The 24,435-nt window shown below is 68.7% G+C and carries 23 protein-coding genes; 17 read left to right on the top strand and 6 right to left on the bottom strand.

Annotated features, from left to right (window positions below):
- The 4 genes from ilvD to ilvC are packed head-to-tail and all read left to right on the top strand — an operon-like array spanning position 1 to position 5,132.
- Positions 1-1,695, top strand: coding sequence for a dihydroxy-acid dehydratase (gene ilvD / locus AC4PMY_RS01705; protein ID WP_064296246.1), 1,695 nt, complete (start codon positions 1-3; stop codon positions 1,693-1,695).
- 42 nt (positions 1,696-1,737) lie between these two features.
- Positions 1,738-3,543 (top strand): acetolactate synthase large subunit, encoded by a 1,806-nt coding sequence (locus AC4PMY_RS01700; RefSeq protein ID WP_064296247.1) that lies wholly within the window; start codon positions 1,738-1,740, stop codon positions 3,541-3,543.
- Positions 3,544-3,545: 2 nt separating this feature from the next.
- Positions 3,546-4,055, top strand: coding sequence for an acetolactate synthase small subunit (gene ilvN, locus AC4PMY_RS01695; RefSeq protein ID WP_064296248.1), 510 nt, complete (start codon positions 3,546-3,548; stop codon positions 4,053-4,055).
- 48 nt (positions 4,056-4,103) lie between these two features.
- Entirely contained in the window at positions 4,104-5,132 is a 1,029-nt protein-coding gene (gene ilvC / locus AC4PMY_RS01690) for a ketol-acid reductoisomerase (RefSeq protein WP_064296249.1), read from the top strand.
- 88 nt (positions 5,133-5,220) lie between these two features.
- Here ilvC and AC4PMY_RS01685 read toward each other — a convergent pair whose 3' ends face one another.
- The 3 genes from AC4PMY_RS01685 to AC4PMY_RS01675 all read right to left on the bottom strand — a co-directional run bounded on the left by AC4PMY_RS01685 (position 5,221) and on the right by AC4PMY_RS01675 (position 8,691).
- Complete coding sequence (locus AC4PMY_RS01685; RefSeq protein WP_254773604.1) at positions 5,221-6,543, bottom strand: alpha-L-fucosidase; 1,323 nt, start codon at positions 6,541-6,543, stop codon at positions 5,221-5,223.
- A 124-nt stretch (positions 6,544-6,667) separates the two neighbouring features.
- On the bottom strand, positions 6,668-7,669 hold the full coding sequence (locus tag AC4PMY_RS01680; protein WP_491621863.1) for a Gfo/Idh/MocA family protein: 1,002 nt from the start codon (positions 7,667-7,669) through the stop codon (positions 6,668-6,670).
- Positions 7,666-8,691 (bottom strand): N-acetylglucosamine kinase, encoded by a 1,026-nt coding sequence (locus AC4PMY_RS01675; RefSeq protein ID WP_491621862.1) that lies wholly within the window; start codon positions 8,689-8,691, stop codon positions 7,666-7,668. The genes AC4PMY_RS01680 and AC4PMY_RS01675 overlap by 4 nt, the downstream gene beginning before the upstream one ends.
- A gap of 93 nt (positions 8,692-8,784) precedes the next feature.
- On the opposite strand from AC4PMY_RS01675, the gene AC4PMY_RS01670 reads away from it, so the two are divergent.
- From AC4PMY_RS01670 to AC4PMY_RS01645, 6 genes are all read left to right on the top strand, one after another.
- Positions 8,785-9,732 carry a MurR/RpiR family transcriptional regulator gene (locus tag AC4PMY_RS01670; RefSeq protein WP_079002196.1) on the top strand — a complete coding sequence of 316 codons (948 nt, stop codon included), beginning with the start codon at positions 8,785-8,787 and terminating at the stop codon, positions 9,730-9,732.
- Positions 9,733-9,742: 10 nt separating this feature from the next.
- The gene (locus AC4PMY_RS01665; RefSeq protein WP_491621861.1) at positions 9,743-10,522 is read left to right on the top strand and encodes a sugar isomerase domain-containing protein; all 780 of its coding nucleotides are present in this window, start codon (positions 9,743-9,745) and stop codon (positions 10,520-10,522) included.
- Between the two features lie 95 nt (positions 10,523-10,617).
- Entirely contained in the window at positions 10,618-12,024 is a 1,407-nt protein-coding gene (gene ngcE / locus AC4PMY_RS01660) for an N-acetylglucosamine/diacetylchitobiose ABC transporter substrate-binding protein (RefSeq protein WP_064296252.1), read from the top strand.
- Positions 12,021-13,025 carry a carbohydrate ABC transporter permease gene (locus AC4PMY_RS01655; RefSeq protein ID WP_491621860.1) on the top strand — a complete coding sequence of 335 codons (1,005 nt, stop codon included), beginning with the start codon at positions 12,021-12,023 and terminating at the stop codon, positions 13,023-13,025. Before ngcE ends, AC4PMY_RS01655 begins: the two co-directional genes overlap by 4 nt.
- Positions 13,022-13,933 carry a carbohydrate ABC transporter permease gene (locus tag AC4PMY_RS01650; protein WP_064296254.1) on the top strand — a complete coding sequence of 304 codons (912 nt, stop codon included), beginning with the start codon at positions 13,022-13,024 and terminating at the stop codon, positions 13,931-13,933. The genes AC4PMY_RS01655 and AC4PMY_RS01650 overlap by 4 nt, the downstream gene beginning before the upstream one ends.
- A gap of 53 nt (positions 13,934-13,986) precedes the next feature.
- Positions 13,987-14,742: a copper homeostasis protein CutC gene (locus AC4PMY_RS01645; protein WP_491621859.1), complete on the top strand. Its 756-nt coding sequence runs from the start codon at positions 13,987-13,989 to the stop codon at positions 14,740-14,742.
- Positions 14,743-14,787: 45 nt separating this feature from the next.
- On the opposite strand, the gene AC4PMY_RS01640 is transcribed toward AC4PMY_RS01645, so the two are convergent.
- On the bottom strand, positions 14,788-15,174 hold the full coding sequence (locus AC4PMY_RS01640; protein WP_491621858.1) for a DoxX family protein: 387 nt from the start codon (positions 15,172-15,174) through the stop codon (positions 14,788-14,790).
- A 71-nt stretch (positions 15,175-15,245) separates the two neighbouring features.
- On the opposite strand from AC4PMY_RS01640, the gene AC4PMY_RS01635 reads away from it, so the two are divergent.
- The 3 genes from AC4PMY_RS01635 (at position 15,246) to serA (ending at position 17,879) form a co-directional block, all read left to right on the top strand.
- Entirely contained in the window at positions 15,246-15,794 is a 549-nt protein-coding gene (locus tag AC4PMY_RS01635) for a hypothetical protein (protein WP_491621857.1), read from the top strand.
- A 5-nt stretch (positions 15,795-15,799) separates the two neighbouring features.
- The gene (locus tag AC4PMY_RS01630) at positions 15,800-16,171 is read left to right on the top strand and encodes a bacitracin resistance protein (RefSeq protein WP_491621856.1); all 372 of its coding nucleotides are present in this window, start codon (positions 15,800-15,802) and stop codon (positions 16,169-16,171) included.
- A gap of 115 nt (positions 16,172-16,286) precedes the next feature.
- The gene (serA, locus tag AC4PMY_RS01625; protein ID WP_071260923.1) at positions 16,287-17,879 is read left to right on the top strand and encodes a phosphoglycerate dehydrogenase; all 1,593 of its coding nucleotides are present in this window, start codon (positions 16,287-16,289) and stop codon (positions 17,877-17,879) included.
- Between the two features lie 114 nt (positions 17,880-17,993).
- Here the strand turns inward: serA and AC4PMY_RS01620 are convergent, their stop codons facing one another.
- Positions 17,994-18,551: a TetR/AcrR family transcriptional regulator gene (locus AC4PMY_RS01620; protein ID WP_194601452.1), complete on the bottom strand. Its 558-nt coding sequence runs from the start codon at positions 18,549-18,551 to the stop codon at positions 17,994-17,996.
- Positions 18,552-18,665: 114 nt separating this feature from the next.
- Here AC4PMY_RS01620 and AC4PMY_RS01615 point away from each other — a divergent pair, with 114 nt between their 5' ends.
- The 4 genes from AC4PMY_RS01615 to AC4PMY_RS01600 all read left to right on the top strand — a co-directional run bounded on the left by AC4PMY_RS01615 (position 18,666) and on the right by AC4PMY_RS01600 (position 23,344).
- Positions 18,666-20,189 (top strand): MFS transporter, encoded by a 1,524-nt coding sequence (locus AC4PMY_RS01615; RefSeq protein WP_491621855.1) that lies wholly within the window; start codon positions 18,666-18,668, stop codon positions 20,187-20,189.
- A 100-nt stretch (positions 20,190-20,289) separates the two neighbouring features.
- A complete protein-coding gene (locus AC4PMY_RS01610; protein ID WP_121290153.1) occupies positions 20,290-21,345 on the top strand; it encodes a 3-isopropylmalate dehydrogenase in 1,056 nt (351 codons plus the stop codon).
- 40 nt (positions 21,346-21,385) lie between these two features.
- The gene (locus AC4PMY_RS01605; protein WP_079002206.1) at positions 21,386-22,501 is read left to right on the top strand and encodes a branched-chain amino acid aminotransferase; all 1,116 of its coding nucleotides are present in this window, start codon (positions 21,386-21,388) and stop codon (positions 22,499-22,501) included.
- A gap of 78 nt (positions 22,502-22,579) precedes the next feature.
- Positions 22,580-23,344 carry a fumarylacetoacetate hydrolase family protein gene (locus AC4PMY_RS01600; protein WP_491621854.1) on the top strand — a complete coding sequence of 255 codons (765 nt, stop codon included), beginning with the start codon at positions 22,580-22,582 and terminating at the stop codon, positions 23,342-23,344.
- A gap of 6 nt (positions 23,345-23,350) precedes the next feature.
- On the opposite strand, the gene AC4PMY_RS01595 is transcribed toward AC4PMY_RS01600, so the two are convergent.
- A complete protein-coding gene (locus AC4PMY_RS01595; protein ID WP_491621853.1) occupies positions 23,351-24,424 on the bottom strand; it encodes an aminotransferase class V-fold PLP-dependent enzyme in 1,074 nt (357 codons plus the stop codon).
- Positions 24,425-24,435: the final 11 nt, after the last annotated feature.

Here is a 24,435-nt window from a genome sequence, read left to right as displayed (position 1 = left end):
ATGCCAGAGATCGACATCAAACCACGCAGTCGTGCCGTCACCGACGGGATCGAGGCGACCACTTCGCGCGGCATGCTCCGCGCCGTCGGCATGGGCGACGAGGACTGGGACAAGCCCCAGATCGGCATCGCGAGCTCGTGGAACGAGATCACCCCCTGCAACCTCTCGCTCGACCGCCTTGCACAGGGGGCCAAGGAGGGCGTGCACTCGGGCGGGGGATACCCGCTGCAGTTCGGCACCATCTCCGTCTCCGACGGCATCTCGATGGGCCACGAGGGCATGCACTTCTCGCTCGTCTCACGCGAGGTCATCGCCGACAGCGTCGAGACCGTGGTCATGGCCGAGCGCCTCGACGGCACGGTTCTGCTCGCCGGCTGCGACAAGTCGCTGCCGGGCATGCTCATGGCGGCCGCACGACTCGACCTCTCCTCGGTCTTCCTCTACGCCGGATCGATCGCGCCGGGTTGGGTCAAGCTCTCCGACGGCACCGAGAAGGAGGTCACGATCATCGACTCCTTCGAAGCGGTCGGGGCCTGCAAGGCCGGCAACATGAGCGAAGAGGACCTCAAGCGCATCGAGTGCGCCATCGCCCCTGGCGAGGGTGCGTGCGGCGGGATGTACACGGCCAACACGATGGCGTCCGTCGCCGAGGCGCTCGGGATGAGCCTCCCGGGTTCGGCTTCGCCGCCCTCGGCCGATCGCCGTCGCGACTACTTCGCGCACCGTTCGGGCGAAGCCGTGGTCAACATGCTCCGACTCGGCATCACCGCGCGAGACATCCTGACGAAGGAGGCGTTCGAGAACGCCATCGCCGTCGCGATGGCCTTCGGCGGATCGACGAACGTGGTCCTGCATCTGCTCGCGATCGCCCGCGAGGCCGAGGTCGACCTCACGCTCGACGACTTCAACCGCATCGGCGACAAGGTGCCGCACATCGGCGACCTGAAGCCGTTCGGCCAGTACGTCATGAACGACGTCGACCGTCACGGCGGCGTCCCCGTCGTCATGAAGGCGCTGCTCGACGCCGGTCTGCTGCACGGCGACTGCCTCACCGTCACCGGCAAGACCGTCGCCGAGAACCTCGCCGACATCAACCCCGACCCGATCGACGGCACGGTCATCCGCACGCTCGACAACCCGATCCACGCGACCGGCGGCATCACGATCCTCAAGGGGTCGTTCGCGCCCGAGGGCGCCGTCGTGAAGACGGCCGGATTCGACGCCGAGGTCTTCGAAGGACCCGCGCGGGTCTTCGAACGTGAGCGCGGTGCCATGGACGCACTCACCGAGGGCAAGATCAACAAGGGCGACGTCGTCATCATCCGCTACGAGGGCCCGAAGGGCGGACCGGGGATGCGCGAGATGCTCGCGATCACGGCCGCCATCAAGGGCGCCGGACTCGGCAAGGATGTACTACTGTTGACGGACGGTCGATTCTCAGGCGGCACAACCGGACTGTGCATCGGCCACATAGCACCCGAAGCGGTGGACGCAGGTCCGATCGCCTTCGTGCGCGATGGTGATCTGATACGGGTCGATATCGCTGGCCGCTCGCTCGACCTACTCGTCGACGAAGCAGAGCTGGAAGCCCGCCGCGACGGCTGGGCGCCTCTTCCCCCGCGCTATACCCGTGGCGTTCTCGCAAAGTACTCTCGTCTCGTGCACTCCGCAGCGGAGGGCGCGATCACGGGATAACCGAGCATCTCGTTCGTGCATCTCATCGCTGAAGGAATCATCATGCCCACGGAATCCCAACCCGTGCCTCATCCCAGAACACCTGCGGCCCCGGCCGCACCGGAGATCCTGACGGGAGCCCAGGCGATCGTCCGATCGCTCGAGCTCCTCGGGGTCACCGACATCTTCGGTCTGCCCGGCGGCGCGATCCTGCCGACCTACGACCCGCTGATGGACTCGACGAAGCTCCGTCACATCCTGGTCCGACACGAGCAGGGCGCCGGCCACGCGGCGGAAGGATACGCCGCCGCCGGTGGCGGGATCGGCGTGTGCATCGCGACGTCGGGCCCCGGCGCGACGAACCTCGTCACCGCCATCGCCGACGCCTACATGGACTCGGTGCCGATGGTCGCGATCACCGGTCAGGTGTTCTCGACCCTCATGGGCACTGACGCGTTCCAGGAGGCGGACATCGTCGGCATCACCATGCCGATCACGAAGCACTCCTTCCTCGTCAAGACCCCGGAGGAGGTCCCGGCGGCCATCGCCGCGGCCTACGAGATCGCGGGTACCGGCCGTCCCGGACCGGTGCTGGTCGACATCACGAAGGACGCCCAGCAGGCCGAGGCGCCGTTCATCTGGCCGCCGAAGGTCGACCTGCCCGGCTACCGCCCGGTGACGAAGGCGCACGGCAAGCAGATCCAGGCCGCTGCGCAGCTGCTCGTCAACGCCAAGAAGCCGGTGCTGTACGTCGGTGGCGGCGTGATCCGCTCCAAGGCCTCCGAGGAACTGCTCGCGCTGGCGGAGGCGACCGGGGCTCCGGTGGTGACGACGCTCATGGCTCGCGGGGCGTTCCCCGACTCGCACACGCAGCACCTCGGCATGCCCGGCATGCACGGCACCGTCCCGGCAGTGCTCGCGCTGCAGGAGGCCGACCTGCTCGTGTCGCTCGGAGCGCGGTTCGACGACCGCGTGACCGGCAAGGCCTCGCTCTTCGCGCCGAACGCCAAGGTCGTCCACGTTGACGTCGACCCGGCAGAGATCTCGAAGATCCGCATCGCGGACGTCCCCATCGTGGGCGACGCGAAGGACGTCATCGTCGACCTCCAGTCGGCGTTCGAGTCGGCCGCCCGCGAGGTCACCCCCGACATCGCCGAGTGGTGGTCCTACCTCGACGGCCTCCGCGAGGAGTTCCCGCTGGGCTACGCCGAGCCGACCGACGGTCTGCTCTCGCCACAGCACGTCATCTCCCGCATCGGCGAGATCACCGGTCCGGAGGGCGTCTTCGCCTCGGGCGTCGGCCAGCACCAGATGTGGGCGGCGCAGTTCATCAAGTACGAGCGTCCGAACTCCTGGTTGAACTCCGGTGGTGCCGGGACCATGGGCTACTCGGTCCCAGCGGCCATGGGCGCCAAGGTGGCCCAGCCCGATCGCCACGTGTGGGCGATCGACGGCGACGGCTGTTTCCAGATGACCAACCAGGAGCTCGCGACCTGCACGATCAACAACATCCCGATCAAGGTCGCGATCATCAACAACTCCTCACTGGGCATGGTCCGACAGTGGCAGACGCTCTTCTACGACGGTCGGTACTCGAACACCGACCTGAACACCGGGCACGACACCATCCGCGTCCCCGACTTCGTCAAGCTGGCCGAGGCCTACGGTTGCCTCGCGATCCGCGTGACGAAGGAGGAGGAGGTCGACGCCGCCATCAAGCTCGCCCTGGAGACGAACGACCGTCCGGTCGTCATCGACTTCGTGGTGAGTGCGGACGCGATGGTGTGGCCGATGGTGCCGCAGGGTGTCAGCAACAGCTACGTCCAGTACGCCAAGGACCACAGTCCGTCGTTCGATGAGGAGGCCTGAGCATGAGCAGCCACGTCCTGAGCCTCCTCGTCGAGGACAAGCCCGGTCTGTTGACCCGCGTCGCCGGGTTGTTCGCCCGCCGGGGCTTCAACATCGAGAGCCTCGCGGTCGGCCACAGCGAGATCGAGGGCCTGTCCCGGATCACGGTCGTCGTCGACGTCGAGGAGCTTCCGCTCGAGCAGGTGACGAAGCAGCTGAACAAGCTCATCAACGTCATCAAGATCGTCGAGCTGGATCCGGCGCAGTCCGTCCAGCGCGAGCACCTGCTCATCAAGGTCCGCGTCGACAACTCCACCCGTTCCCAGGTGCTGGAAGCCGTCAACCTGTTCCGGGCCCGCGTCGTCGACGTGGCGACCGACGCCCTCGTGATCGAGGTCACGGGCGACTCCGGGAAGACGACCGCGCTCCTCAAGGTGCTCGAGCCCTACGGCATCAAGGAGATCGCCCAATCGGGTCTCCTCGCCATCGGGCGCGGCTCGAAGTCCATCACCGAACGCGTCTTCAAGAACTAGTCGCATCTGCGACGTATTGCGAAACCACAACCAAGGAGAGAACCACCAGTGACTGAGATTTTCTACGACCAGGACGCAGACCTGTCGCTCATCCAGGGCAAGAAGGTTGCCGTTATCGGCTACGGCTCGCAGGGCCACGCACACGCGCTCAACCTCCGCGACTCCGGTGTCGAGGTCGTCGTCGGCCTGAAGGACGGCTCGAAGTCGATCGCCAAGGCCGAGGAGCAGGGCTTCACCGTCAAGAACGTCGCCGACGCCTCCGCATGGGCCGACGTCATCGTCATCCTCGCTCCGGACCAGCACCAGCGCACGATCTTCGCCGAGTCCATCAAGGACCAGCTCGCTCCGGGCAAGGCGCTCGTCTTCGGCCACGGCTTCAACATCCGCTTCGGCTACATCGAGGCTCCCGAGGGCGTCGACATCTTCATGGTCGCCCCGAAGGGACCGGGCCACACCGTCCGTCGCGAGTACGAGGCCGGCCGTGGCGTCCCCGTCATCGTCGCCGTCGAGAAGGACGAGACCGGTGGCGCCTGGGCGCTCGCCTGGTCCTACGCCAAGGCGATCGGCGGCCTCCGTGCCGGCGGCATCAAGACCACCTTCACCGAGGAGACCGAGACCGACCTCTTCGGCGAGCAGGCCGTCCTGTGCGGTGGTGTCTCGCAGCTGATCCAGTACGGCTTCGAGACCCTCACCGAGGCCGGGTACCAGCCGCAGATCGCCTACTTCGAGGTGCTCCACGAGCTGAAGCTCATCGTCGACCTCATCTGGGAGGGTGGCATCGCCAAGCAGCGTTGGAGCGTCTCCGACACGGCCGAGTACGGCGACTACGTCTCCGGCCCGCGCGTCATCGACCCGAGCGTCAAGACCAACATGCAGGCGGTCCTCAAGGACATCCAGGACGGCACCTTCGCCAAGCGCTTCATCGACGACCAGGACGCCGGCGCGCCCGAGTTCCTCGAGCTGCGCAAGAAGGGTGAGGACCACCCGATCGAGGCCACCGGTCGCGAGCTGCGCAAGCTCTTCGCGTGGAACGCCTCGAACGATGACGACTACGTCGACGGCAGCGTCGCCCGCTAGTCTCCGCTCGTCCAGCCGCTCAGCGGCACCGAGCCGGAACGCCCGCCCCGATCCGTCGGGGCGGGCGTTCCGTCGTCTGCGGAAGACCTCAGGCCGTCGTCGCTCCGTTCGTGCCGGGCTCGAGGAAGATCTCGATGACCGGGATCGGGGTGTCGGGTTCACCGATCGGCAGGTGCAGGGTCACCGTGTCGGGACCGAGTCCCTTCGGTTGGGTGTGCTGGTTCGGCAGGTCGTGCTCCGGGCGATGCACCTGGAAGGGCACCTCGGAGCCGTCCGACAACAGCTGGGCGTAGCGCACCCGGCCGCCGAGACCGGGCAGGTGCAGGTGTACGAACGGCCAGGCGAAGACGTGCACGTACAGCCGGTCGCCCCGTTGCGTGTACCGGACGTCGGTCGGACTGCTGAACTCCGACGGGCCGCATCCTCGGATCGCCCGCTCGTGGAGCGCGAACCAGTCGGCGAGGACCTCGAGTCGTTCGATCGCGCGCGGATCGATCGTCCCGCGCGCGGTCGGTCCGATGTTCAGCAGGATGTTGCCGTTCTTCGAGACCGAATCGATGAGCATCCGCAGGAGCAGCTCCGGCGACTTGTAGTCGAGGTTGTCACGGTCGTACCCCCAGCTGCCGTTCAGGGTCTGGCAGGCCTCCCACCGGACGGGTTCGCCGTCGGGACCGACCGGCGTCACCACGGGCTGGTACTGCTCCGGGGTGGTGACGTCGCCCGGGAGTTCGAGGCGGTCGTTGATGAGGATCTCCGGCTGCAGCCCGCGGATCATCTCGACGAGTTCCTCGGAGCCCCAATCGGCGGCGCCCTTCCCCGGCAGGCCCTCGATGCCCTGCGAGTAGCTGAAGTCGAAGAAGAGGTAGTCGATCGGGCCGTAGCCGGTGAGCAGCTCGCGTACCTGGCCGTGCAGATAATCGCGATAGCGGGACCAGTCCCGGTCGGCGTTCGCGGCGAGCGCCTCGGCGTCCTCTCGTCGCGGGTGGATGCCGTCGACCGTGAAGTCGGGGTGATGCCAGTCGATGAGCGAGTGGTAGAAGCCGATCCGGAGCCCCTCGGCGCGGAAGGCCTCCACGAACTCCGCCACGAGGTCGCGGCCGGCGGGCGTGTGCGTGGACGTGAAGTCGGTGAGCGCCGAGTCCCACAGGCAGAAGCCGTCGTGGTGCTTCGTCGTGAGGACCGCGTACCGGAAGCCGGCCGCCTTGGCCTGCTTGGCCCAGGCGCGGGGGTCGAACCGGTCGGGATCGAAGTGTTCGCGGTAGCGCTCGTAGTGTTCGGCCGAGAGGCGCTCCCGCGTCTGCACCCACTCGTGGCGGGCGGGGAGGGCGTAGAGGCCCCAGTGCAGGAACAGTCCGAATCTCGCCTCGTCGAACCAGGCGGTGTCGGGTCTGGGGATGGTGGTCTCGGTCACGGCGGCCCTTCGATCGTCGAGTGGGTTCACGGCGGTGCGGGGGCAGGCTAACACGAAAGGTCGGATGTCTGCCGTCTGGTGGCCGGCGTGGGCGGGGTCGACGGGGGTGGCGCGCGTCGGTGAATCAGACGTCGTGGGATTCGGAGACCTGCACGGGCATGCCGGTGTCCAATGACGCCTTCGCCGCCAACGCGACGGTCAGGGCCGCGAGGGCGCTCCGGCCGGTCACCCGGAACGGTTGGACGTCTCGATCGACGCAGTCGAGGAAGGAGGCCATCTGCCGTCGGTAGGGATCGGCCTCGTCGAGGTCGACGAGGCCGTGCGCGGCGGCCGACCCGAGCGCGTCGACCGCGAGTGGCGGTGTGTGGGTCGGGGACGCGCCGACGAATCGGTGGGCGATGAGCCCGGTGCTGCCCAGCACCTCGATGGCCGAGCTGAAGCCGAAGGCCGGCGGGAGCTCCATGGAGGTGAGGACACGCCCGATGCCGCCGTCGGCGTAGTCGACCGTCGTCTCGATCGGGCGACCGGTGCCGGTGCGGCGTGCTGACACAGATCGCGGCTGGCCGAGGAGCTGGTTCAGTTGGTCGAAGTCGTGGATCGCGAAGTCGACGAGGGGGCCGCCGGAGCGTCGCTCGTCCTGCCACCACGGTGACGGGGCGGCAGGGGAGCTCAGCCGTTCGGCCGTGACGGCGAGGGGTGTGCCGACGGCGCCGGCGCGCACCGCGTCGTCGATCGCCTCGTACCCGCCGAAGAACCGGACGACGTGCGCGACCATGAATATCCGGTCGGACGCGTCGGCGGTGCGCAGGATCGCGTATGCGTCGGCGAGCGTCAGGGCGATCGGTTTCTCCAGCAGGACGTGTTTGCCGGCACGGAGCGCGCTGACGGCGAGGTCCCGATGGGTGTCGGTCGGCGTGCAGATGACGACGATGCCCACGGAGGCATCCAGGAGCACCTCGTCGACCGAGGTGGTGAGTCGTGCGGCCGGTGCCTCCGGCATGGCTCTCGGCGACCGGGCCGAGCACAGGAAGACGATCCGGTCCGCTGCACCGAGTCCGGCGAGCGCGCGGACGTGCGCCAGTCCCATGGCACCGGTGCCGATGACGGCGATCCGGTCCGCCGTCACCGCGTCGCCCCTGCGGCCAGGTCCTCGCGCAGGCGGCTGAGGGTCGCGTCGTCGACGTCCCCGCCCAGCATCCTGATGCCCAGGGCGGCGGCTCCGACGAGGCCGTCGGCGACCGGGACGAGTCGGGCCCCGGCGGCAGCCGATGACAGGCGCTCCGCGGCGGAGGGGACGGACGGGAGGAGTCCGTCGACGAGCACGCTGCCGCCGACGACGAGCGTGCGCTCTCGGTGGTCCGGATCCGGAGCCAGCACCCGTTCGACGAGGACGGCCAAACGGTCCACGGCAGCGTCGAGGATGGACCGCGCGACCTCGTCGTCCGCGGCTTGGAAGGCGAGCGGCGCCAGGCGGGCGATGGCGATGGGGGGACCGTCGTTCACCGAGCGGATGAGTGTGTCGAGTACCGGGGACCGGCGGTGGTCGGCGCCACCGGATGAGGACGGGTCCGGAGTGGACCCGATCGCCTGGGAGAGCAGCGGGGTGAGGCCCGTGCGGGGTCCGATGCCGTCGAGATCGGCGGCGACCGCGCGGATCACGCGTCGGGCGATCCAGAATCCGGAGCCGCCATCACCGAGGAGCCAGCCGGCGCCGCCCACCTCTCGGACGACCAGACGGTCCCTGATCCGTCCCGCGACGCTCCCGGTCCCCGCGACGAGTACGACGCCGTCGGGCGCCGCCGAGCCGGAGCCGTACATGCCGAGTAGATCCGGCTCGATGACGACCGGTCCGAGTCCGAGCGGTACGAGGTGCGCGTCCAGGGCGCGGCGATAGGCGTCGGACACCTGCCCCGCCTGCGTGATCACCACGGGCGACCCGGACGGGTGAGGCGACACGGACGTCGTCGTCCTGGCCAGGTCGAGCGCGGCACGAGCTGCGAGCGCGATCTGCGTGGCGGCGCTGTCCACGCCGGACGAGGTCGGATTCCCGCCGCCCGCCCGACCGGAACCGAGGCGACGTCCGGAGGCGTCGACGAGCACCGCCCGGGACGAGGTGCCGCCGGCGTCGACCGCCAGAGTTGTTTTCATCATCGTCATCATCTCGAAACATGTTGCCGTGGGCCACAACGTACTGTAAGAATCAGTTTCGCGTCACTCCAACGAAGGAGAAAAGGAATTTCCATGACTGTTTCCATCCGCACCGACCCACCGGTCGAGCACGCCACCGGCGTGACCAACCGGATTCGGTCGCGGATGCCGGAGATGTCCGGGGTCATGCTGCGTATCGCGGACTATCTGTTGGAGAACCCCGACGCCCCCCTGACCCTCACGATCGGTGAACTCGCCGCCGATTCGGGCGTCTCCGCGGCGACCATCACCCGCTTCTGCCGGATCATCGGATACACCGGCTACGCGCCGTTCCGGGTCGACCTCGCCAAGGACTTCGGTCGCAGCACCGCTCGCGACTCCTGGCAGACCGACATCGGCCGGGCGTTCGGTCCCGACGACTCGGCCCCGGACGTCCTGAGCACGCTGCTGAACGCGCACACGCGGACGCTGCGGGAGACCGCCGACGTGATCGACCTCGAGGTCATGCTCGAGATCGCCGCAGCCATCGCGCGCAGCCGGAACGTCGACATCTACGGTGTGGGCGGCAGCGCGATGCTCGCCGACGAGATGCAGGCCAGGCTGTACCGGATCGGCATCAGCACGCACGCCTGGTCGGAGGTCCACGCGGGCCTCACGAGCGCTGCGATCCAGGGCCCCGACTCGGTCGCCCTGGGGATCAGCAACACCGGGCGCACCGAGGAGACCATCCAGATGCTCCGCCAGGCGGGTCGCGCGGGCGCGCTCACCGTGGCGATCAGCAACAACCCGGACTCCCCGCTCGTCGCCGCGTCGACCCTGGCCATCATCACCTCGGCCCACGAACGGTTCCTGCAGCCCGACGACCTCTCCGCCAAGCACGGACAGCTGTTCGTCCTGGATCTGTTGTACCTGTTCGTCGCGCAGCAGAACTTCGAGCGCACGACGAAGCGCCTCGCGGCCTCCGCCCTCGCGGTCGCCCCGCACCGCCGACCGACCAAGGCCGGCGCCCTGTCCGAGACCGCCTCGCCCGTGGGCGTCTGAGAGGAACCGAATGAGCACCACATCCACCACGAGCTGGACCGATCACCTCGATCGCTACACCGACGAGGTGACCTCGCGCCTCGCGGACATCACCCGGGCGGCACGGTCCGGCGAACTCGATCCCGCGATCGACCTCCTGGTCGCGGCCCTCGAGCGCGGAGCGGTCATCCAAGCGTTCGGCACCGGCCACTCGGAGGCGTTCGCGATGGAGATCGCCGGACGCGCCGGTGGACTGATCCCGACGAACAAGATCGCGCTGCGGGACGTCGTCCTCCGCGGCGCACGGTCCGTCGACGACCTCGGTGGTGCCGCGCTGGAGCGCAGCGGCGATGTCGCAGCGGAGCTCTTCGCGATCTCCCCGGTGGGGGAGGGTGACGTGTTCATCATCGCGTCGAACTCCGGCGTCAACGGGTCGATCGTGGGACTCGCCCTGATCGCCAAGGAACACGGCCACCCCGTCATCGCCGTGACCTCGCTCGAGCACACCTCGCGCGTCGAGCCGAAGCACCCGAGCGGGCTGCGGCTCTCCGAGGTGGCCGACGTGGTGCTCGACAACCGCGCTCCGTTCGGCGACGCGACCATCGAGGTCCGGGACGGCGTCCCGGTCGGCGCGGTGTCCTCGATCACGGCGGCCTACCTCGCGCAGCTCCTCACCATCGGCGTCGCGGCGAGGATCGCGGACACCGGCGAGACCCCACCGCTCTACATCTCGGCCAACATCCCGGGCGGCGACGAGCACAACAGTGTGCTCGAGGACCGCTACCGAGGCCGGATCAGACGTGACGCCTGAACCCGAGGCGTCGCTGCACCCGCACCACACACCCGACAACACCACCCCGACAGCACCACACCCGGGCAACACTCGAATCACTGGAAGGTAGACCGATGGACAAGCAGCCAGCAACGCTCCAACGCCGCGATTTCCTGCGAGGAGCACTCGCGACCGCGATCCTCCTCCCGCTGGGCGGGACGCTCGCGTCCTGTGTCGGCGGCGGAGGCGGGGCGACCACCACCGGCGGACCGGTCTCGGCCGACAACCCGTTCGGCATGGCCGCCAACTCGACCGTCGACGCCGTCATCTTCAAGGGCGGGTACGGCATCGAGTACACCGAGTTCGCCGGGAAGCTCGTCGAGAAGCAGCAGGCGGGCTCGACCGTCAAGGTCACGGCCGCCACGAACATCGCGCAGACCCTCCAGCCGCGGTTCGTCGCAGGCAACCCGCCGGACGTCATCGACAACAGCGGTGCCGGCCTCATCGGCATCAACACCATCCGCGAGCAGCTCGCCGACCTGACGGACGTCATCGAGGCGAAGAACTACGAGGGCAAGGTCATCAAGGACACCCTCTACCCGGGTGTCGTCGAGCCGGGCACCTTCGACGGCAAGTTCGTGCAGTTGAACTACGTGCTGACGGTCTACGCGATCTGGTACTCGGCGGCACTCTTCGAGGCCAACGGCTGGACGCCCCCGAAGACCTGGGCCGAGGCGCTCGACCTCGGTGCGAAGGCCAAAGCGCAGGGCAAGTACCTGTTCGGTTGGGGCACCGAGGCGGCCACCTACTACCTCACGATGGCGATCGCCTCGGCGATCAAGGAAGGTGGCGACGAAGTCCGTCTCGCGCTCGAGAACCTCGAAGCCGATTGCTGGTCGAAGCCGGCCGTGCAGGACGTGCTCACCGCGATGAAGCAGATCGTCGACGCCGGTTACATCAAGCCCGGCGGTGCGGGGACGCAGTTCACCGCGGCCCAGGCCCAGTGGAGCAACTCGGAGGACTTCATCCTCTACCCCTCGGGCGGCTGGATCGAGAACGAGATGAAGACCCAGACGAAGGACGGGTTCAAGATGACGGGGGCCCCGGAGCCGACCGTCACCGCGAACTCGGCCCTGCCGTACACGGCGCTCCACAGCACCGCGGGTGAAGGCTTCATCGTCCCGTCGCAGGGCAAGAACGTCGGCGGCGGCAAGGAGTTCCTGCGGGCCATGCTGTCGAACGACGCCGCGGTGAACTTCGCCAAGACGACCTTCTCGTCGACGATCGTCAAGGACACGATCCCCGAGGACGGCTTCGGCTCGACGGCGCTCGTGTCCCAGGTGAAGATGCTGAACGACGCCGGCTCCGATGTGTTCTCTTGGAACTTCATCGACCTCTACGGGCTCAACACGGACCTCCTCGTCCTGTGGAACACGTTCCTGCAGGGCGGTTCCGACGTCGCCACGCTCACCAAGGGCATGCAGGACATCTCCGACAAGGTCCGCAACGACGACTCCGTGGACAAGGTCACCGTCAAATGACGGCTGTCGGCACACCGCTCGGGAAGGTGGGAGGGGCTACCCCTCCCGCCGCCCGGCGGCTGCGCCGCCGGGACTTCACGTTCGACCGGGTCACGTTCTTCCTGGTCTTCCTGATCGTGCCGGTGGTGGGGTACGTCGTCTTCGTGGTGTCGCCGTTCGCGCAAGCGGCGTACTACTCGTTGACGAACTGGTCCGGGTTCTCCCCGGGGATGGACTTCGTCGGGTTCTCGAACTACACGAAGCTCTTCCAGGACCAGACCTTCCTCCAGTCCATGGGCAACAGCGTCGCGCTCGCGATCGTCCTGCCGCTCGTGACCCTCGGGATCGCGTTCCTCTTCGCCTCCCTCATCACGATCGGTGGACCGAGCAACGGTCCGATCCGCGGCCTCCGCAACTCGAGCGTGTACCGCGTGATCACCTTCTTCCCGTACGTCGTGCCGGCCATCGTCATCGGCCTCATCTGGCAGCAGATCTACGACCCGTCGTCCGGCCTGCTGAACGGCTTCCTGACCGGCATCGGGCTCGACCAGTTCACGTCCTTCGCCTGGCTCGGTTCGCCGGACACGGCGATGATCGCGACCATGTTCGTCATCGTCTGGGGACTCATCGGGTTCTACACGGTGCTTTTCATCGCCGCGATCAAGGGCGTGCCGGCCGAGGTCTACGAGGCGGCACGGATCGACGGCGCGGGGCGCCTGCGGACCGCGCTCACGATCACGATCCCGCTGATCCGGGACAACATCCAGACGGCGTACATCTACATGGGCATCCTCGCCCTCGACGCGTTCGTGTACATGGCCGCACTGAACCCCGGCGGTGGCCCCTCCAACACGACGCTCGTGATGTCGCAGCAACTGTTCACGACGGCGTTCACCAAGGGCCAGTTCGGCTACGCCTGTGCGATGGGGGTCGTGCTCGCGCTCGTCACCCTGATGTTCGCCGGCGTCGTCTTCCTGGTCAGCCGGCTCACCGGCGGCAACGATGAAGGGGTGGCGGAATGACCGTCCAGACCACGGCGACGACCGCGAACCCGGCGGTCGTCGGAACCGGCACGCGTACACCGGCCAGCCGCAAGCCGACCACGGGCGACCGCGTCGTCGGGACGGCATCGCACACGGTGCTCATCATCTGGTCGATCGTGGTCGTCGTCCCGCTGCTCTGGACGGTCATGTCGTCGTTCAAGACGAGCTCCGAGATCTTCGCCTCGCCGTTCTCACTGCCGTCGACGTGGAGCTTCGACAACTACGTGAACGCGTGGACGACGGCCGGTATCGGGAGCTTCTTCCTGAACTCGATCGTGGTGGTGTTCGGCGCCCTCATCGTGACCATGCTGTTCGGCTCGATGTGTGCGTACGTCCTGGCGCGGTTCCGCTTCTTCGGGAGCCGGGCCATCTACTACCTGATGCTCGCCGGTCTCACCTTCCCGGTGTTCCTCGCGATCGTGCCGTTGTTCTTCGTGCTGCAGAGCCTCGGGTTGCTCAACTCGCTCCCGGGACTCATCCTCACCTACGCTGCGTTCGCCTTCCCGTTCACGGTGTTCTTCCTGTTCTCGTTCTTCAAGTCGCTGCCGGTCTCCATCGCGGAGGCAGCCGCGATCGACGGAGCAGGGGAGTGGCGGACCTTCTTCCAGGTGATGCTGCCCATGGCGAGGCCGGGGCTCGCGACCGTCGCGATCCTCAACTTCGTCGGGCTGTGGAACCAGTTCCTCCTGCCGGTGGCGCTCAACTCGAACCCGCAGAACTACGTCCTGACGCAGGGGATGGCGTCGTTCGCCGCCCAGGCCGGGTACTCGGTGGACTTCGGTGCGCTCTTCGCGGCGTCCGTGATCACCGTGGTCCCCGTGCTCATCGTGTACCTGATTTTCCAGCGACAGCTGCAGGGTTCGGTGTCGCAGGGCACGGACAAGTAGCGCAGCGGCGTGCGCGTCCTCGGCTCGAGCGGATCACTGGAACAATGGGTCCAATGAGCCTCCAGTCGCCAATCGCCGTCGAGATCGCCGTCCAGGACGTGGAGGGGGTCCGCATCGCCATCCGCGAGGGAGCCCAGCGGGTCGAGTTGTGCCAGGCCCTCGGCACCGGTGGGCTCACCCCCTCCATCGGACTGGTCATGGCGGCGGTCCGTGCTGCGGACGAAGCCGGGCTCAGCGACTTCGTGCACGTGCTCGTGCGTCCGCGAGAGGGTGGTTTCGTCTACTCGCCCGCGGAGATCGACGTCATGTCCGGCGACATCCTCGCGCTCGAGGCCGCGGGTGCTGCGGGCATCGTGGTCGGCGCCCTCCGGTCCGACCGGACGATCGACCTGGAGGCGCTGGCTCAGCTGCGTCAGGCTGCGGGCTCGCTCGCGGTGACGTTCCACCGGGCCGTCGACGCCACGACCGACCCCGTCCGGTCCGCCGACCAGCTGCGCGACGCCGGTGTGGACCGTCTGTTGACCTCCGGCGGCGCGCGCGCGAGTATCGACGGCGCGGAGAAGCTCGCGCAGATGGCCTCGAAGGGTGACAGCTCGATGCAGATCATGGCCGGTGGCGGTGTCACGATCGATGCGATCCCCGCGCTCGCCCGGGCGGGTGTGGACGCGGTCCACCTGTCCGCCCGTCGTCGTGCCGGCCGGGTCACCGAGACCGGCCCCGGCGGAGGGTCGCCGAGCTACGACATCACGGACGCGACGACCGTCGCTCGCGCGGTGGCCGCGGCCAGGCGCGCTGCCGTCGCCGTCTGAGGTCCACCGGGACCGACGGGACCGTCGATCCATCCGGTCGAGCGATCAGAGCGCCACGACCACCAGGGCGAGGATCAGCACGAGCTGACCGATGAGTCGTGGGACGAACGGCACGGCGAGGCGACCGAACCGCTCCGGCTGCCGCGCGGCCGCGGCGTTCGCCGGGAACACCGCGATGAGGAACACGATCAGGCAGACCACTGCGGCGAGCCTGGTGGGTGGGACGAGCAGGCCGACGCCGCCCGCGATCTCGCACACACCGGTGAAGACGACGAGCATCCGCGGTGTGATGGTGCTGTTCCGCAGCGGTCCCGGGATCATCGCGGCCATGGTCTTCGCCGGTCCCGGGAGGAAGTGGAGGACTCCCATGCCGATGAACATGATCGCGAGGACGATGGTCAGGACGGACTGCAGGAGCGGGAACGGGTTCACCAGGCAATTCTGCTCCGTCGAGTGCAGATCGCCGCACTCGACGGTCGGCCCGGCGGCGATAGGCTGGCGGTATGACTGAGCCGCGGGACGAAGACGCGCTGAGCTGGGCGGGCGACGACGATCCGACGCTCGACACCTCGGCTTCCGGCGACCGGACCACACGCGAGCCCTCTCCGCAGGAGCCGCTCACGCGTGCTCGGGCGACCGCGGCGGTCCCGCCGGCCTCGGAGTCGGCCGGTCCGGTCGCGGAACCGGTCGCCCCTCCTGTCGAGGTCGACGTCGCGAAGCCGACCGACAGGGTCACGGACGAGGCTGCCGCCGGTGAGCGCGAGCAGATGAGTTCGGTCATGCTCGTCACGCTCGGCATCTTCGGCGGGGTCTTCCTGCTGTACAGCGTCGGTTGGCTGATCTCGGCATTCCGTCCTGACGCGGCCGTGCCGAGCGACGCGGTCGGCCGGTTCATGTTCGATCTCGGACAGGGACTCGCGGTCGCCGCGGGACCCGTGTGGATGGCCGCGACGCTCTGGTTGACGCGGGGCGGCAGACCCGTCGTCAGGATCGCGATGCTCCTGCTCGGTGTCGTGCTCATCCTGCCCTGGCCGTTCCTCCGAGGAGTGTGACCCTGATGCCCTCCACCACCGCGGACCCCGTGTCGAAATCCGCCGCCGAGCGACCCGGCTGGATCAGCTGGTCCGTCGCCGTCCTGTTCGGCCTGTTCTTCGCCTATGACGTCTTCGAAGCCGTCGGCAACCTCGTCGGCATCGTCGGGACGGCGAACGGCCTTGCCGTGCCGGTCCTGCCGCTCGGCTGGGTCGTCCTCATCGGCGGCCTGCTCCTGCCGATCGTGGCCTTCGCGATCGCCTTCGGGACCGGTCGCGACCGGTCGCTCGGCGAGCAGGCCGTGCGCTACCTCGTCGCCCTGTGCGTCGTCGCGGCGATCTCGCTGTCGGTCCTCGCGATGTTCGGCGCGCAGCAGCTGATCGACCTCTCCGTGTGACCCGGCCGTCGCCCCGTCACACGACGAACCGCCCGGTGCGCCTCCGATAGGCTTGCGATGGCCGCCGGACACCGACGCGCTGCCCACCCCACTGCTACTGCGAAGGAACCGTTCCGTGTCGAAACCGGTCGTACTGATCGCCGAAGAACTCTCACCAGCAACCGTCGACGCCCTCGGGCCCGACTTCGACGTGCGCTCCGTCGACGGGACGGACCGCCCGGCTCTGCTCGCGGCGATCGCCGACGCCGACGCCATCCTGGTCCGATCCGCGACCAAGGTCGACGAGGAGGCCATCCAGGCGGCCACCCGGTTGAAGGTCGTCGCGCGCGCGGGTGTCGGTCTCGACAACGTCGACATCAAGGCGGCAACGACGGCCGGGGTCATGGTCGTCAACGCGCCCACGTCGAACATCATCTCCGCGGCCGAGCTCACCGTCGGGCACATCCTGAGCCTCGCCCGCCACATCCCGGCCGCGCACGCCGCGCTCGCCCAGGGGCAGTGGAAGCGCTCCAAGTACACCGGTACCGAGCTGTACGAGAAGACCATCGGCATCATCGGCCTCGGTCGTATCGGTGCCCTCATCACGGCCCGTCTGCAGGCGTTCGGCACGAATGTCATCGCGTACGACCCCTACATCACGTCCGCCCGTGCACAGCAGCTCGGGGTGCAGCTGGTCACGCTCGACGAGCTGCTGGCGCAGTCCGACTTCATCACCATCCACATGCCGAAGACGCCGGAGACGACGGGCATGATCGCCGGCCCGCAGTTCGCGCTCATGAAGCCGACGGCCTACGTCGTCAACGTCGCCCGCGGTGGCCTGATCGACGAGGACGCGCTGTACGAGGCGCTGTCCAACAACGTCATCGCCGGTGCCGGCCTCGACGTCTTCGTCAGCGAGCCGCCCACCGACACGAAGCTGCTCGGGCTCGAGAACGTCATCGTGACGCCGCACCTCGGTGCGTCGACGGATGAGGCACAGGAGAAGGCCGGCGTCTCGGTCGCCAAGTCCGTGCGCCTCGCGCTCGGCGGCGAACTCGTCCCGGACGCGGTCAACGTCGCCGGCGGCGTGATCGACCCGTACGTCCGTCCCGGCATCCCGCTCGTCGAGAAGCTCGGGCAGGTGTTCGCCGCGCTGTCGACCTCGTCGCTCACGAGCGTCGACGTCGAGGTCCACGGCGAGCTGAGCGGGTACGACGTCAGCGTGCTGAAGCTGGCCGCGCTCAAGGGGATCTTCACGAACATCGTCAGCGAGACGGTCTCGTACGTGAACGCCCCGCTGCTCGCCGAGCAGCGCGGTGTCGTCACGCGCCTGCTCACCGACGAGGTGAGCGAGGAGTACCGCAACGTCATCACGCTCCGCGGAGCTCTCAGCGACGGATCGCAGATCTCGGTGTCGGGCACGCTGACGGGCACGAAGCAGACCGAGAAGATCGTCGAGATCAACGGCTACGACGTCGAGGTGCCGTTCGCGAAGCACCACATCGTGATGGTCTACACCGACCGGCCCGGCATCGTGGCCGTCTACGGTCAGCGGTTCGGCGAGGCGGGCATCAACATCGCGGGCATGCAGATCGCCCGTCACGAGGCCGGTGGCCCGGCGCTCAGCGTCCTGACGGTCGACTCGCCCGTCGCCGACGACGTCCTCGAGGTCATCCGCGAGACGATCGACGCGACGCTGCTCCGCGAGATCGACATCACCGAGCAGTAACCCGACCACTGCTCCGACCCGATGCCCCGCGCCGACCGGTGCGGGGCATCGTCGTCCGTAGGCCGAGACGCTGGCGCCGAGGCCGTTCCGGTGTGGCCGTCGGGGTGTCCCGGCTCAGTGCCCGCCGGCGGGAAGCAGCCGCGCGATGACGGCCAGGAGCCGCTCGATCGCCTCGTCGCTGCCCTCATCGGGATCGCTGACCCCCATGCCGAGCTGCCCCGTGTTGGCGTAGAGACCGTCGCACATCAGCACGATGGCGCGGGCGGTGTCCGGGTCGCCGACGGCATCCTCCACCGTGCGCAACCAGCTCCGGCGGATGTCCGCCATCGCGCCGCTCGCCTGGGCGTGCTGCCCCTGTGCCAGCCGCGCGACGGCGATGATCGTCCGGTCGAACGGGGTGCCGCAGTCGACGGAGGTGCGCACGAAGTACTCGACGACGCCCTCCGGGGCCGCGAGCATCCGCGCCGTGTCGGCCTCGCTCATCTCCGAGAGCCGGTCGATGAGGCCGTCGACGAGCGCCTCCTTGCTGCCGAAGTGGTAGAGCAGTCCGCCCTTGGAGACGCCGGCAGCCGCGGCGACGGCGTCGAGGGTGGCGGCGCGTTCGCCCTCTTCGATGAGGAGTTCGGCGAAGGCGTCGAGGACGCGTTCTCGGGCTGCGGTCTGCTTCGCCATGGCTCCATCGTATTCGGCTCGTCGGATTCGGATTGATACTATACCGGCTGGACGGTATAGTCGAGCGGGCGGCGCCCGACCGGCGCCGTTCTCCACGCTGTGAAAGAGGTCATCGTGTCCACCGCCACCGAACCCACCGCCGTCGCCGCTCCCCGTGCCGGTCGGCGAGCCTGGTTCGCGCTCGCCGTCCTCATGCTCCCCGTCCTGCTGGTGTCGGTCGACAACACGGTCCTCAACTTCGCGTTGCCCGCGATCTCGAGCGCGCTCACCCCGACCGGGACGCAGCTGCTCTGGATCGTCGACATCTACCCGCTGGTGCTCGCCGGCCTGCTCGTGTCGATGGGCAGCCTCGGTGACCGCATCGGTCGTCGTCGCCTCCTGCTCATCGGTTCCATCGGGTTCGGCGTCGTCTCCGTCGCCGCGGCGTTCGCGCCCAGCGCCGAGCTCCTGATCGCGGCTCGGGCGGCACTCGGGTTCTTCGGAGCGATGCTCATGCCGTCGACGCTCTCGCTGCTGCGGAACATCTTCCTCGACCGCGACCAGCGACGGTTCGCCATCGCCGTCTGGGCCAGCGGGTTCGCCGCCGGCAGCGCGCTCGGGCCGATCGTCGGTGGGATCATCCTCGAGCACTTCGCCTGGGGCGCGGTGTTCCTGCTCGCCGTCCCGGTGCTCCTGCCGCTCGTCGTCCTCGCGCCCTTCCTCATCCCGGAGTCGAAGGACCCGAACCCCGGACGCATCGACGTCCCGAGCATCCTCCTCATCCTCCTGACGATGACGCCACTCGTGTTCAGCATCAAGCACCTGGCGGAAGCCGGCTTCGACCTGCTCACGGTCGTCTCGATGGTCGTCGGTGTGGTCAGTGGCGTCCTGTTCATCCGCCGTCAGCTCCGCCTCGAGCACCCGCTGCTCGACCTGAGCCTGTTCCGGCGGGCCTCGTTCAGCGGCGCCGTGGTCATCAACCTGCTGAGCGTGACGGCGCTCGTCGGTGGGTTGTTCTTCGTGTCGCAGCACCTGCAGCTGGTGCTGGGCCTGCAGCCGCTCGACGCCGGGCTCGTCCTGCTCCCCGGCCTCATCGTGATGATCATCGCCGGCCTCGTGATCGTGCCCATCTCCAAGCGGGTCCGTCCGGGCATCGTGGTCCCGATCGCACTCGTCGTCTCCGCCGTCGGCTACGCCTCCATCGCGATCACCGGAGGAGACGTTTCGGCCCTCGGGATCGGCCTCGCGTTCGTCGCGCTCGGGCTCGGCATCGGCTCCGCCGAGACGGTGTCGAACGAGCTCGTGATCGCGAGTGCGCCGCCGGAGAAGGCCGGTGCGGCGTCCGGTGTCTCCGAGACCGCCTACGAGCTGGGCGCGGTGCTCGGCACGGCGACGCTCGGTACGGTGCTCACCGCGTCCTACCGTTCCTCGGTCGTCCTGCCGGACGGACTGACCGCCGCCCAGCAGCAGGCGGCGGGGGAGACCCTGGGTGGTGCGGCGACGGTCGGCGAGCAGCTGCCCGGTGACCTCGCGGGCGCACTCATGGACTCCGCGCGGCACGCCTTCGACAGCGGTGTCGGTGTCGCAGCGTGGATCGGCGTCGGCCTCATCGTGGCCGCCATGCTCGTCGCGGCGATCGGTCTGCGCCGGGTCCGGTAGCGCTCCGTCGATCGTGCCACCCGGAGACGGGTGGCACGATCCACCCGAGGTCGGAGGCGTTAAGCTGGGCGCACACCGTCGTCGCATCCTCAGGAGTCGCATGTCCCGCACCGTCAAGCTCGCAGTCATCCCCGGCGACGGGATCGGTCCCGAGGTCGTCGGCGAGGCGCTCAAGGTCCTCGATGCGGCGGTGCAGGGTGGCGACGTCCGGTTCGAGCAGACGCCCTTCTCGCTCGGCGCCGCCCGGTTCCTCGAGACGGGCGACGTGCTGACCGACGCGGACCTCGCCGCGATCGCCTCGCACGACGCCATCCTCCTCGGAGCGGTCGGCGGCGTGCCCGGCGACCCCCGGCTCGTGAACGCGAACATCGAGCGAGGGCTGCTCCTCAAGCTCCGGTTCAGCCTCGACCACTACGTCAACCTGCGCCCGACCGTCGTGTACCCGGGCGTCCCGAGCCCGCTGAGCGAGCCCGGCGACGTGGACTTCGTCGTCGTCCGTGAGGGCACGGAGGGGCCGTACGTCGGCAACGGCGGAGCGATCCGCCAGGGCACGCCGCACGAGATCGCGAACGAGGTGTCGGTCAACACCGCGTACGGGGTGGAGCGGGTCGTGCGCTATGCGTTCGCCGCCGCGGCCGCGCGTCGGGGGAAGCTCACCCTCGTCCACAAGACCAACGTCCTCGTCTTCGCCGGGTCGCTCTGGAAGCGCGTCGTCGACGCGGTGTCCGCGGAGTTCCCCGACGTCGCGGTCGACTACCTGCACGTCGACGCGGCCACCATCTTCCTCGTCACGGATCCTGCTAGATTTGACGTCATCGTCACGGACAACCTCTTCGGCGACATCCTCACCGATCTGGCCGGCGCGATCAGCGGCGGCATCGGACTCGCGGCCTCGGGAAACATCAACCCGGACGGCACGTACCCGAGCATGTTCGAGCCCGTCCACGGATCGGCGCCCGACATCGCCGGGAAGCAGCTGGCCGACCCGACCGCCGCCATCCTCTCCGTCTCCTTGATGCTGTCGCATCTCGGGCTCGAGACGGAGGCGGCGCGAGTCGCCACTGCCGTCACCGCCGACATCGCCGCCCGCACCGGCGCAGCACGCACGACGACCGAGGTCGGCGATGCGATCGCAGCCCTCGCGGCGAACCGGTAGACGCCCACCAGACACGCAGATCACGACGGAAGACACCATCATGACGATCAACCTCCCCATGGCGCAGCGCGAGCTCGCCTTCACCGTGACCCCCAACGAGCAGCCCGTCCCCGACGCCGAGCGCGACGTGATCCTCGCCGATCCGGGCTTCGGGCAGCACTTCACCGACCACATGGTCGACATCTGCTGGTCCGAGCGCGGTGGATGGCACCGCCCACGGGTCCAGGCGTACGGTCCGATCTCGCTCGACCCGGCCGCCGCCGTCCTCCACTACGCCCAGGAGATCTTCGAAGGACTGAAGGCGTACCGTCACGCCGACGGCTCCATCTGGTCGTTCCGCCCCGACGCCAACGGCCGCCGCCTGCAGCGCTCGGCCAAGCGGCTCGCGCTGCCTGAGCTCCCGGTCGAGTACTTCGTCGAGTCGATCAAGCAGCTCATCGCCGTCGACGGCGCCTGGGTGCCGTCCGCGCCGGAGACCAGCCTGTACCTGCGACCGTTCATGTTCGCCAAGGAGGCCTTCCTCGGCGTCCGCCCGGCGAAGAAGGTCAACTACTACGTCATCGCCAGCCCGGCCGGCGCGTACTTCACGGGCGGCGTCACCCCCGTGTCCATCTGGCTGTCCACCGACTACAGCCGTGCGGGCAAGGGCGGCACCGGGGCGGCGAAGACCGGCGGCAACTACGCGTCCTCCCTGCTCCCGCAGGCCGAGGCGTACGAGCACGGGTGCGCCCAGGTGCTCTTCCTGGACGCACAGGAGGCGACCTACATCGAAGAGCTCGGCGGGATGAACGTCGTCCTCGTCAAGCGCGACGGCACGCTCGTCACGCCGGAGTCGGACTCGATCCTCGAGGGCATCACCCGCGACAGCATCCTGCAGCTCGCGGAGGACCGTGGACACCGGGTGGAGCGCCGTCGGGTCACGATCGACGAGTGGCGCGAAGGCGTCGAGAGCGGCGACATCGTCGAGGTGTTCGCCTGCGGGACGGCTGCGGTCGTCACACCGATCGCGCAGCTGAAGGCCAAGGACTTCACCGTGGGTGACGCCGACGCTCCGGCGGGCGAACTCACGATGTCGCTGCGTCAGGAACTGACCGACATCCAGTACGGCCGCCTGCCCGACCGTCACGGGTGGATGACGCGGCTCGACGCGGAGTAGCCTCCGAGCAGCCTGGGAAGCCCCGCACCTCGTGCGGGGCTTCCGTGTCGCCGGGGCACCTCGGGATAGGCTGGAGTGGTGAAAATCGCTCGCTTCAGTCACGATCAGGCCATCCGCTACGGCATCATCGACGATGCGGATCTCGTCGTCCTCGACGGCGATCCGCTCTACTCGGGCTTCGAACCGACGGGGGAGCGTGTCCCGCTCGCGGATGCGGTCCTGCTCGCGCCGGTCATCCCTCGCTCCAAGGTCGTCGCCATCGGTAAGAACTACCACGACCACGCAGCCGAGATGGGCGGGGAGGCTCCCACCGAGCCGCTGCTCTTCCTGAAGCCCAACACCTCCGTGGTCGGGCCGGGAGACGCCGTCGTCTTCCCCAAGCAGTCCGAGCGCATCGACTTCGAGGGTGAGCTCGCCATCGTGATCGGCGGCGTCGCCAAGAACGTCAGCGCGGAGCGTGCCGACGAGGTCATCTTCGGCTACACGATCGCGAACGACGTCACGGCCCGCGACCTCCAGGAGTCCGACGGTCAGTGGGCCCGGGCGAAGGGCTTCGACACGTTCTGCCCGCTCGGCCCCTACATCGAGACGGAGTTCTCCTTCGACGGCGCGACGATCGAGACCCGAGTCGACGGTGAGGTCCGCCAGCACGCCCCGCTCTCCGACATGGTGCACTCCATCGGTGCGATCGTCGAGTACGCGTCCGCCGTCTGGACGCTCCTCCCGGGCGACGTCATCCTGACCGGGACCCCGGCCGGCGTCGGACCCTTCACCGACGGGCAGGTCGTCGAGGTCGAGGTCTCGGGCATCGGCATCCTCCGGAACACCGGCCGCCGGCCCTGACCCGCGTCAGCTGCGCTGGCCGAGAGCGGTCAGCGCAGCGGCGACGTCGTCGTCGGTGTTCCAGAGATGGAACGCGACCCTCGCACGGCCCGCGCGACCCGATGCGGTGATCCCGGCCGACTGCAGCGCCCGGAGGTCGTGTCCATCGGGGTCCGTCCACGTCACGATCGCCGAGGCCGTTCCCGTCAGGAGCGACCGGCTCTCGCCGATGCCCGCCCGGAGCGATGCTGCGAGCCGGGTGTCGTGCTCGTACACGGCGACGGCGTCGACCGCCGCGAAGAGGGCGATGGCGGGCTCGGCGCCGACCCAGGCCTGCCACGCGGGGGAGACGTCGAACCGTCGAGCGCTCTCGGCGAGATGCAACGACGGTCCGTAACAGGACGACCAGACGTCGTCGCCCGAGTACCAACCGGCCTGGCTCGGCCGGAGGCGGTCCGACACCTCGTCGCGCACCGTCATGAACGCCACACCTCGCGGCGCACAGAGCCACTTGTAGGCGTGGCACACGGTGATGTCATCGGCCGAGGCGTCGACGGGGAGCCACCCCGCGGCCTGGGTGAGGTCGTTGAGCGTCAGCGCGCCGTGGACGGCCGCCGCCTCACGGATGGCGACCACGTCGGCGACCGCGCCGGTCGCGGACTGCACCGCGGAGTAGGCGACGAGCCAGGTCGAGGCGTCGATGTGGGCGGCGAGATCGGTGAGCGGTGCGTGGCGGACACGCACGCCGCGGTGCGCCTGCATGAGGAACGGGGCGACGAGCGAGCTGAAGTCGCCCTCGACGCACAGGATCTCGGCGCCGTCCGGCACCGACGCCGCGACCATGGCGACCATGGCGGAGGTCTGGGATCCGATCGCGACCGAGCGGAGGGGCACGTTGACCAGCTCGGCGAAGGAACCGCGCACGCGCTCGACGACCGCGCCGTAGGCGGCTGCATCGGTTCGAGCAGCCTGCCAGGCGGAGAGGTCGGCCATGACGGCGTCCGTCGTGCCGATCGTCGGCAGTCCCAGCGTGCAGGCGGCCAGGTAGCCGGGTGCGGATGGGAAGGATCCGCTGGCTTCCTGCAGGCTGAGGGTGCTCATGCATCCAGTCT

The sequence above is a fragment of the Plantibacter sp. MDV22-iso1 genome (assembly GCF_058408345.1).
The sequence above is the reverse complement of the archived record's forward strand: the minus strand, read 5'-3'. Positions and strand labels throughout refer to the sequence as shown.

Coding starts and splice junctions, on each gene's coding strand:
- ilvD (WP_064296246.1), top strand. CDS start 1: ATGCCAGAGATCGACATCAAACCACGCAGTCGTGCCGTCACCGACGGG.
- AC4PMY_RS01700 (WP_064296247.1), top strand. CDS start 1,738: ATGCCCACGGAATCCCAACCCGTGCCTCATCCCAGAACACCTGCGGCC.
- ilvN (WP_064296248.1), top strand. CDS start 3,546: ATGAGCAGCCACGTCCTGAGCCTCCTCGTCGAGGACAAGCCCGGTCTG.
- AC4PMY_RS01675 (WP_491621862.1), bottom strand. CDS start 8,691: ATGAAAACAACTCTGGCGGTCGACGCCGGCGGCACCTCGTCCCGGGCG.
- AC4PMY_RS01670 (WP_079002196.1), top strand. CDS start 8,785: ATGACTGTTTCCATCCGCACCGACCCACCGGTCGAGCACGCCACCGGC.
- AC4PMY_RS01665 (WP_491621861.1), top strand. CDS start 9,743: ATGAGCACCACATCCACCACGAGCTGGACCGATCACCTCGATCGCTAC.
- ngcE (WP_064296252.1), top strand. CDS start 10,618: ATGGACAAGCAGCCAGCAACGCTCCAACGCCGCGATTTCCTGCGAGGA.
- AC4PMY_RS01655 (WP_491621860.1), top strand. CDS start 12,021: ATGACGGCTGTCGGCACACCGCTCGGGAAGGTGGGAGGGGCTACCCCT.
- AC4PMY_RS01650 (WP_064296254.1), top strand. CDS start 13,022: ATGACCGTCCAGACCACGGCGACGACCGCGAACCCGGCGGTCGTCGGA.
- AC4PMY_RS01645 (WP_491621859.1), top strand. CDS start 13,987: ATGAGCCTCCAGTCGCCAATCGCCGTCGAGATCGCCGTCCAGGACGTG.
- AC4PMY_RS01635 (WP_491621857.1), top strand. CDS start 15,246: ATGACTGAGCCGCGGGACGAAGACGCGCTGAGCTGGGCGGGCGACGAC.
- AC4PMY_RS01630 (WP_491621856.1), top strand. CDS start 15,800: ATGCCCTCCACCACCGCGGACCCCGTGTCGAAATCCGCCGCCGAGCGA.
- AC4PMY_RS01620 (WP_194601452.1), bottom strand. CDS start 18,551: ATGGCGAAGCAGACCGCAGCCCGAGAACGCGTCCTCGACGCCTTCGCC.
- AC4PMY_RS01610 (WP_121290153.1), top strand. CDS start 20,290: ATGTCCCGCACCGTCAAGCTCGCAGTCATCCCCGGCGACGGGATCGGT.
- AC4PMY_RS01605 (WP_079002206.1), top strand. CDS start 21,386: ATGACGATCAACCTCCCCATGGCGCAGCGCGAGCTCGCCTTCACCGTG.
- AC4PMY_RS01595 (WP_491621853.1), bottom strand. CDS start 24,424: ATGAGCACCCTCAGCCTGCAGGAAGCCAGCGGATCCTTCCCATCCGCA.